We start from the raw sequence: 8,351 nt of genomic DNA on the forward strand, positions 1-8,351 counted from the left end.
CCTTCTGAGCTGGAATGTTTTGTTGTCTCAACACCACCAATCATTCCAGCTCAGAGGGCATTTTCACGTTATCGACACCCCGCACCCATCCACGGATCCAGGCTCAGGGAGCAATGGGTGTCGCTTCTTTCGGATCATGGAGGGTTGTCGTGCGGCTCAGCCCTCTTCGGCGCGGAGTTTGATGTCGGCCAGACGGCGATCCCAACCACGGCCGATGGTGTCGAGCCGATGCGCAACCCGCGACAGCTGTGCCCCCACGGCTTCGTAACGGATCTCGCGGCCGACACGTGAGGACGTCACCAGCCCCGCCTCGGTGAGGACCCGAAGGTGTTTCGCGATCGCCTGCCTGCTGATCGGGAGTTCGGCCGCGAGATGTGACGCGGACGCGGGTTCCGAACCCAGTCGCGTGAGGATCTGCCATCGGCTCTCGTCGGACAGCGCGGCGAAGACCTCGACGGGAGCGACGTCAGGCATGCACGCCGCCGAGATGTGTTCGGGCCAGCTCGAGTTCGATGGTCCATCCCTCGTTGTTGCCGTCGAACCGTGCGCGTCGCTCCGCTTCCGTTCCCGGCAGCGACGCGAAACCGGACTCCACGACCTTGAGGAGCACGCCGGAGTCCGCCGGCGTGATCCAGAACTCGACGAGGGTCGAATCCGATTGCGGATCAGCGGCATCGGCGAGCCATCGAAACGCTGCGTATCGCGGCTCGTCGAGTTCGACGGTGCGGAAGGTGAAGGCGCCGTGGACCGGGTCGTGGATGGTCGACAGGTCGCCGTCGCGTTCGATCCGGTGCTCGGTGATCGCCTTGTCGTTGATGAACCATCCCGGTTCGCTGACCAGAGACCAGACCCGGTCGGCGGGTGCGTCGATCGCGATCTCGCGCTCGATCCGGTCGAATTCTCCTGTCGCCGAATCGGTCACGTCATGTGTGGTTGTGTTCTCGCTCATCGATACTCCCTCGCCTAAGTTGATTGCTGCAACTCCATAGTTGCAGCAGTCCGGAGGTTCTGCAACCCTACGGTTGCGCCAGTCGATGATTTCTGGACTCGCGAGTCGCTTGACGGCGGCTGCCCGAGGCTGACAACTAACCACTGGCGGGGCGAGATCCAGCCGGAGCCTGCCCGCCGGGACCGCCCGCTCCTCCGGCCATGCCGGTGGCGGCTTGCTGGGTCACGCTGCCGGCGTAGTCGTTGCCGGGATCGCGATAAATCGTATGGACGTGTCCCCAGCCCGACGTCGTCACGCCCTCGACATCGGCACCGGCGGAACCCTGCTGCGCGGCGAATTCGATGTACACGTCGGGGCCGGAGATCTGGAAGTAGATACCGTCACCCTGTGTCATGTCGTAGGCGGTGGCTCCCGACCAGTTGATGTAGGTCTCGTCGAGCGTCGCTTCGATCTCGGCGAGTGCCTCGGAGGTGGTCTCCTCGTCGGACAGGCCCACCCAGTTCGCGATGACGTCGAGCAGCAGCTTTTTCTGCTCATCCGTCAGATCAGCGCCCGAAATTCCTGTCCCCGTGGGGTAATCACAAGTGCTTCCGGGAGCGCACACCATGTTCGCGACGGTCGACCCCTGGTACAGGGCTGCCTTTTGTTCGTCGGTCAGGCTGTCGTAGAACGCGAACGCCGTGGTGTAGATGCCGTCGAACGGTTGGACCTCGTTGCCGTCGGAATCGGTGTACACCGCCGGCTGAATTCCCAGATGTGTGGGAGCGAAGGTGATCTCATCGGCCGCGCCATCGAGTGTGGCGTTGATGCCGAGATGGTGCCCGCCGAACTGGACCTCCCAGGCACTCGAATCAGACGGATCGCCGAAGAAGGCGATGTAGTACTGGCCGAGCGACTCCTCCGTCGAACTGCTCTTCTCATGAAGATATTTGTCATTGCCCATGATTCCGGTGACGGTGGCGTAGCCCTCGTCGCTGAGGAGCGCTTCCAGGACCTTCATCGCGGCGGCCCGCTGCTCGTCGGACAGATCTGCGAGGTTCACCCCGGCGCGGTCGACGAAGGTGACCGGGAAGTTCGACCACGACGTCGTCTTGGTCTCGTCGTCGTAGTCGTAGGTGACCTGCTCGCGTTGTTCATCGGACAGGGTGGCAAGGAACGCCTGAGCGGCTTCGGCGGACGACGAGATCGTGGTGGCGGTGGTTGACGCGTCTTCGGTGGTGATCGAGGAGGACACGGACGAAGACGCAGAGGTCGAGGCCGATGACGTGCTGGGAGCGTCGGTGGTGCAGCCACCGAGGAGCAGGCCCCCGGCCAGCAGCGCCGACACGATGGCGACGCGCACGCGGCGAGGAGAAGAGGCAAGGGCAGAGGCAGAGGTTCGCTTGTGCATACGACGAAAGCTATCGGCGCCCACTGCTCCCTCCCTGGGAGAAACCTGGACGGTTCCTGGGAACCGTGCCGCTCTGGTCAGCCGACCAGATCGACGAGTCGGCGAACCGCGAATTCGTAACCGCGGATGCCGAAACCGGCGATGACCCCGGCGGCGATCGGTGACACATAGGAGTGATGCCGGAATGCCTCGCGCCGATGGACGTTGCTGATGTGCACCTCGAGGATCGGGACATCGGGGACGACGAGCGCATCGGCGAGGGCGACCGAGGTGTGGGTCCATCCCCCGGGGTTGATGACGATGCCGCTGATCTCGCCGACGGATTCGTGGATCCAGTCGAGCATCTGCCCCTCGTGATTGGTCTGCGCCGCGCGTACACCGAAACCGAGTTCGGCGGCGGTGCGCTCGGCCAGGTCGACCACGTCGGCCAGGGTGTCCGAGCCGTAGACGGCCGGCTCCCGGGTGCCGAGAGTGTTCAGGTTGGGGCCGTTGAGCAGCAGGATCGGCAGACGGTCGGGCACCTCGGCGTCGGACATGGCGTTCACCTTACTGGCCCTGACCTGGCGATCGGCGTTCCTGCGTCGCCGCGGCGCGACCGTGAGCACCCGCCCGTCGTGCCCGCACCGCCGCCGACGGGGGTGAGACATCCCAACGGCTACCATCTCTCTTTGTGCCAGCGCAGACCGTTCGACGAGCGAGGATCGTCGCCATCGTCACCGGTCTACTCGGATTCCTGCTCGCACTCGCGACTCCCCTCATGCCGGTGTCGCAGCGAACGGCCGAGATCGACTGGCCGCAGAACGGTCAGATCGGTTCGGTGTCGGCCCCGCTGATCGGCTACACGCCCGTCGACCTCGACGTCTCGATTCCCTGCACTGCCGTGAACGCCCTGCCGCCCGGCGGGTCGGTGCTGCTCTCGACGACTCCCAAGCAGGCACCGAAGTCCGGTGAGCGCGGCCTGTTCATCCGCAAGACCGGTGCTGCCGATGCGCCCCTGGACCGGCAGGGCGTCGAGGTGGTCATCCGCAACGTCTCGCTGGTGTCGGCGACGCTGCAGGACATGCGCGACCAGGGGTGCCGAGAGATCGTCGTGCATGCCGATTCCGACGCGGTGACCGCCGAATTCGTCGGCATGACGAGCGGTATCCGGAACGAGGACGGCGAGGACGAGCCACTCGCCGGCACGACCGAGGACAAAGAGGCCTTCAAGTATTCGTCCGACCAGCGCCCCCAGGTGACCGGCCTCTTCACCGATCTCGCCGGGCCGGCGGCCGACATCGCGGGACTCGACGCCCACGTCACCATCGATTCGCGCTACAACACCGCGCCGACCATCTCGAAGTGGCTGGTCGTGATCGTCGGAGTGGCGTCGACGCTACTGGCTCTGTCCGCCCTGGCAGCACTGGACTCGACCGACGGCCGACGGCATCGTCGGATCTTCCCGGCACGGTGGTGGCGACTCAATGCGCGCGACTATGTGGTGATCGGCGCGCTGATCGTGTGGCACATGATCGGGCCCAACACCTCCGACGACGGTTACCTCCTGACCATGTCGAGGGTGGCCCAGGACAGCGACTACACCGCGAACTACTTCCGCTGGTACGGCGCGCCCGAGGCGCCGTTCGGTTGGTACTACCAGGTCTTCGGACTGCTCAGCCACATCTCGGTGGCCAGTCCGTGGATGCGTCTGCCCGCACTGTTGTGCGGAATCCTGGTGTGGCTCATCGTCAGTCACGAGGTTCTCCCCCGCCTGGGACGTGCCGCGCTGACCCGCCCGATGGTCGCCTGGACGGCGGCGTTCGCGTTCCTGGCGTGCTGGTTCCCCTTCAACAACGGCCTGCGGCCCGAACCGATCATCTGCCTGGGCGCCCTGCTGACCTGGTGTTCGGTCGAACGGGCCATCGCCACCGGTCGCATGCTGCCGGCCGCCGTCGCGTGCCTGATCGGAGCGTTCAGCATCGCCGCCGGCCCGACGGGCCTGCTCGCGGTGGCGGCACTGATCGCCGGCGCACGCCCGATGATCATGGCGCTCATCAAGCGAGCCCGCGTCGTCGCCGAACTGTCCTCCGCTGACACCGAATCCGCGGGATCGGCATCCGGCGATCCCGAGACCGCCGACCGCGATCGCAAGCGCTCGCTGCGATGGTCGTTCGTGGCGCTCATCGCGCCGATCCTCGCCGCCGGAACCTTCGTCGTATTCGTCGTGTTCTCGAACCTGACCCTGCGGTCGTTCGTCGAGGCGTCGAGCATGAAGTCGGCGCTCGGGCCGTCGATGAGCTGGTACAACGAGATCGGTCGCTACTCGGCGCTCTTCGCCTTCTCCGCCGACGGTTCCATCGCCCGTCGGTTCGCGGTACTGGCCATGATCCTGGGGCTGGTCGTCTCGGCCGCGGTGCTGGTCCGCAAGAACCGCATCCCCGGGACCGCCATCGGCCCGACCCGCCGCATCGTCGCGATCACCTTCGCATCGCTGGTGTTCCTCATGTTCACCCCCACCAAATGGACCCACCACTTCGGCGTCTTCGCCGGTATCGCGGCCGCCCTCGCCGCGATCGCGGCCATCGCCGCCAGCCAGCAGTCCATGCACTCGAGGCGAAACCGCACCCTGTTCTGCGCGCTCGTCCTGTTCATCGGCGGACTCGCCTTCACCGCGCCGAACTCGTACTACTACTACTCCGCGTGGGGCATGCCGTGGGGCGTCGAGCAGGTCAAGATCGGCGGCATCATGCTCGGCAGCGTGCTGCTCTATACCGCGCTCGCCCTGCTGCTGGTCGCACTGTGGTTCCACTTCCGCGAGCCGTTCACCGGGACCGATCCGCACGTCGAGGAATCCACCGGCGCCGACGCCGCGCATCAGCGGTGGTACCGACGACTGGTCGCCTCGATGGCGGCCGCCCCGCTGGCCTTTCTGGCGATGGCGGTGGTCGTCTTCCAGATCGTCACCGCGATCTTCGCCGGCATCCACCAGAGCTCGTCGTACTCGGTACCCCGGTCCAACTTCGCCGCCGTCGCCGGCAACCCGTGCGGGATGGCCGACAAGGTCTGGGTGGAGTCCGACCCCGACCGCGACATGCTCCGCCCGGTCGACCCGACGCTGCCCAACCCTCTCGGCGGACCACCGCCCGCACCGGGCAGCGTGCCGTCCACCTCGGGATTCTCCCCCAACGGTGTGCCGACAGCACTCGAGTCGACAGCCAGCGAGGGGTCGCTGGGTGTCCTGTCCGGCGACGTCTGGCAGTCCCCCGACATCGTCAACTCCAACCCCGGCGGTACCGGCGGCGGCGAGATCGCCGAACCCGGGATCAACGGCAGCACCGCGGCGCTCCCGTTCTTCCTCGATCCCGCCTCGACGCCGGTCATGGGCAGCTACTCCAAGCTCGACCAGGTCCCGGCCCGCCTCACCTCCGGGTGGTACGCGCTGCCGCCGGATTGGCGGGACCGCCCGCTGCTCACGATGTCGGTGGCCGGTGAGTACGACAACCCGAACGTGATGCTCGAGTACACCGCGGACCCGATCGGTCCCGACACCGGCGATGCCGACCTCGAGGCCGCCGGCGACACCGAACTGATCGATCCCGGTCCACGGCCGTCGTGGCGCAACCTGCGCTACAACACCGACGAGTTGCCGTCCGACACCACCGCCGTGCGGATCGTCGCGACCGACGACAACCTCGCCGAGGACCGGTTCATCGTGCTCACCCCGCCGCGGATCCCGCAGATGGACACCCTGCAGGACGTGGTCGGCAGCACCGATCCGGTCCACATCGACTGGACTTCGGGCCTGGCGTTCCCGTGCCAGCGCCCGTTCACCCACGACGTGGGGGTCGCGGAGATCCCGAAGTGGCGCATCAAGCCGGGCTCGGATCTGGCAGCCGCGGTGTCGGCGTGGCAGAACCGCTTCGGCGGCGGTCCGCTCGGCTGGCTCGAGGTCTCCCAGCAGGCGACGGCGGTGCCCACCTATCTGATGGCCGACATCGGACGCGACTGGGGCGCCCTCGAACGCTACGAGCCATACGGCGACGTCGACACGCTCGCCGAGATCGAGACCGGCACCGCCACCCGCAGCGGACTGTGGAGTCCCGCGCCGTTGCGGCACTGACGGTTCGACGGCCCGGTCGCCGCGGTGGTAGTCGGCGAGGCGATCTGCTTTGCCGTCACCGGTGGTCGGTGAGTATGCGTGCGAGTTCTGCTTCGACCGGGGTCAGCGGTGGGCTGGTAAGGTGCTCCGGCGGTGTTCGCGGATGGACCAGTTCGCGATAAGCGAGTTCGAGGCGCCGGCCGCGGTCGCCGTAGCCGACGGCGTCGGGGCGCCCGCTGCTCCCTGAGGAGCGCCCGGAGCTTGCGGAGGGCGCGTCACGAAGGGTTGGGCGCGACTGGTCGCCGGACCTGGTGGCAGGTCCGTGGATCTCGTTGCGCACGGTGTTCAGGTGGTGTGCGAACCGCCGGGGTATGTCGGGTCGGCGGTTGAGGCGTTCGGGGTTGGGCGGTGCGCCGGGTTCGGCGTTCAATCGCCAGAGGCAGCGGCCTTCGTCTGGCCCGGACCGGACGATCCGGGTGGTGTACTGCCCGGGTTGGTCGCCGACCATCCGGTTGTGTCGCGGGCAGGCCGGGGCGAGGTCGTCGATGTCGGTGAGACCACCCTTGGCCCAATCCTTCTCAGCGTGGTGAAGCTCGATGTGGGTGGCGGGCTGGTCGCAGCCGGGTGCCGAGCACACGTCCCCGTCGGGGCGGGCGAAGGACACGAGTCGTTGTTCGCGGGTGGCCAGACGTTTGCCCCGTCCGAAGTGCAGGGGGACGGTGGTGGCGTCTTTGAAGATCGCGAGCCACGGTTGCATGTCGGCGGCCATCGCGATCAGGTCCCGGATGGGCAGCAGGGTTCCGGTGGCGGTGGTCGCGAGTCCGGCTTCGCGGGTCAGGTCCCCGAGGTCGGCTTTGATGATCAGTTGCACGGGCAGGCCGCGGTGCGAGGTGCCGAGTGTTCCGTCGGCGAATCCGGCGGCGAGTGCGGCGTCGAGTGCGTCGTGATTGGTCTGGGCGAGGGTGCGGCCGTCGCGGTCGGCTGCGGCGGTGAGGGCTTCGGGGTCGGCGGCACCGGCCGGCCCGCTGGGCGAGGCGGGGTCGTCGGGGTTATTGAGTCCGGGTTTGCCCCACACGGCGAACAACATGGTGAGTCGGGCGGCGAGTGCGGGTGTCAGGGTGCCGGAGATCTTGGCGGTGCCATCGGCGCGTTGCCGACCGATCCACAGGCCGCGGCGTCGTTTCTGGTCGGTGTCGTCGGTCAGGGTGCCGTCGGGGTCGAGGTGGGCAAGCAGCCGCGCGCCGAGTTGGGTGATCTCAGCGGGGGTGTGGTTGGTGGCGATCTCGGCCATCTGCCGTTCGGCGGCGACCTTGATGTCGTGGTCGACGGCGACCGGGATGCGGTCGAGGACATCCACTGCGGCCTGCACGTGCGCGGTGCCGACCGCGCCGTGTGCGAACGCTTCGGCGAGGCAGGGGTATTCGGGTGGGAGGACCTCGCCGCCGAGGCTGGTCCGGTGGGCGGTGGCGTCCATCTGCTTACGGCGGCGCATCGGGTTGAAGACGCGTAGCCGATGGGTCATGTACTGCATTAGTGTTCGGCACCCGGTTTTGCGGGGCAGGTCGCGGGCGACGGCCTGATCGATCTGCCGGTCACCGGCGACGGTCAGACGCGCGATGGCGCGTTCGGTCTCCGCGGCCACTTCAGCAAGTTCGGCATCGGTACACGGTGACAGATCCACGGTCTGCAACTTGTCGAGGGTGCGGTGGAGATCGGCCACCAACTCGACCACGCGGGGCGCCTGCGTGTCGGTGCCGACGACCTGCTGGGAATCGAACATGACGGTCACCTCCCCCGAGAACCCGTGCTGCGAATGTACGTGGCTCTTCTGACCCTGAAGTGGGCTACTTTTAGCGAGCCTAATGCACGCAACGCCCAGTCTCGCTTAGGTTTTGACTTGCGAAGAAAAAGACCTAGAGGAGTGGGCGTTGCGC

6 protein-coding genes are annotated in these 8,351 nt (G+C 67.0%); 1 reads left to right on the top strand and 5 read right to left on the bottom strand.

From position 1 onward, the window contains the following. Positions 1-156 precede the first annotated feature (156 nt). From FFS52_RS23120 to aroQ, 4 genes are all read right to left on the bottom strand, one after another. On the bottom strand, positions 157-474 hold the full coding sequence (locus tag FFS52_RS23120) for a metalloregulator ArsR/SmtB family transcription factor (RefSeq protein WP_068971647.1): 318 nt from the start codon (positions 472-474) through the stop codon (positions 157-159). After that, positions 467-949 carry an SRPBCC domain-containing protein gene (locus FFS52_RS23125; protein WP_137811045.1) on the bottom strand — a complete coding sequence of 161 codons (483 nt, stop codon included), beginning with the start codon at positions 947-949 and terminating at the stop codon, positions 467-469. Before FFS52_RS23125 ends, FFS52_RS23120 begins: the two co-directional genes overlap by 8 nt. 136 nt (positions 950-1,085) lie before the next feature. Further along, positions 1,086-2,291 (bottom strand): DUF3500 domain-containing protein, encoded by a 1,206-nt coding sequence (locus tag FFS52_RS23130; RefSeq protein ID WP_349291578.1) that lies wholly within the window; start codon positions 2,289-2,291, stop codon positions 1,086-1,088. Between the two features lie 125 nt (positions 2,292-2,416). After that, positions 2,417-2,875 carry a type II 3-dehydroquinate dehydratase gene (aroQ, locus tag FFS52_RS23135; protein ID WP_068971650.1) on the bottom strand — a complete coding sequence of 153 codons (459 nt, stop codon included), beginning with the start codon at positions 2,873-2,875 and terminating at the stop codon, positions 2,417-2,419. Between the two features lie 134 nt (positions 2,876-3,009). Here aroQ and FFS52_RS23140 point away from each other — a divergent pair, with 134 nt between their 5' ends. Beyond that, positions 3,010-6,438, top strand: coding sequence for an arabinosyltransferase domain-containing protein (locus FFS52_RS23140; RefSeq protein ID WP_137811047.1), 3,429 nt, complete (start codon positions 3,010-3,012; stop codon positions 6,436-6,438). A gap of 55 nt (positions 6,439-6,493) precedes the next feature. Here FFS52_RS23140 and FFS52_RS23145 read toward each other — a convergent pair whose 3' ends face one another. Then, positions 6,494-8,197, bottom strand: coding sequence for an HNH endonuclease signature motif containing protein (locus FFS52_RS23145; RefSeq protein WP_137811048.1), 1,704 nt, complete (start codon positions 8,195-8,197; stop codon positions 6,494-6,496). Positions 8,198-8,351: the final 154 nt, after the last annotated feature.

Source organism: Gordonia sp. ALPHA1B1 (assembly GCF_005502615.1).
GTDB classification, from domain to species: domain Bacteria; phylum Actinomycetota; class Actinomycetes; order Mycobacteriales; family Mycobacteriaceae; genus Gordonia; species Gordonia hongkongensis.

Coding starts and splice junctions, on each gene's coding strand:
- FFS52_RS23145 (WP_137811048.1), bottom strand. CDS start 8,197: ATGTTCGATTCCCAGCAGGTCGTCGGCACCGACACGCAGGCGCCCCGC.
- aroQ (WP_068971650.1), bottom strand. CDS start 2,875: ATGTCCGACGCCGAGGTGCCCGACCGTCTGCCGATCCTGCTGCTCAAC.
- FFS52_RS23125 (WP_137811045.1), bottom strand. CDS start 949: ATGAGCGAGAACACAACCACACATGACGTGACCGATTCGGCGACAGGA.
- FFS52_RS23120 (WP_068971647.1), bottom strand. CDS start 474: ATGCCTGACGTCGCTCCCGTCGAGGTCTTCGCCGCGCTGTCCGACGAG.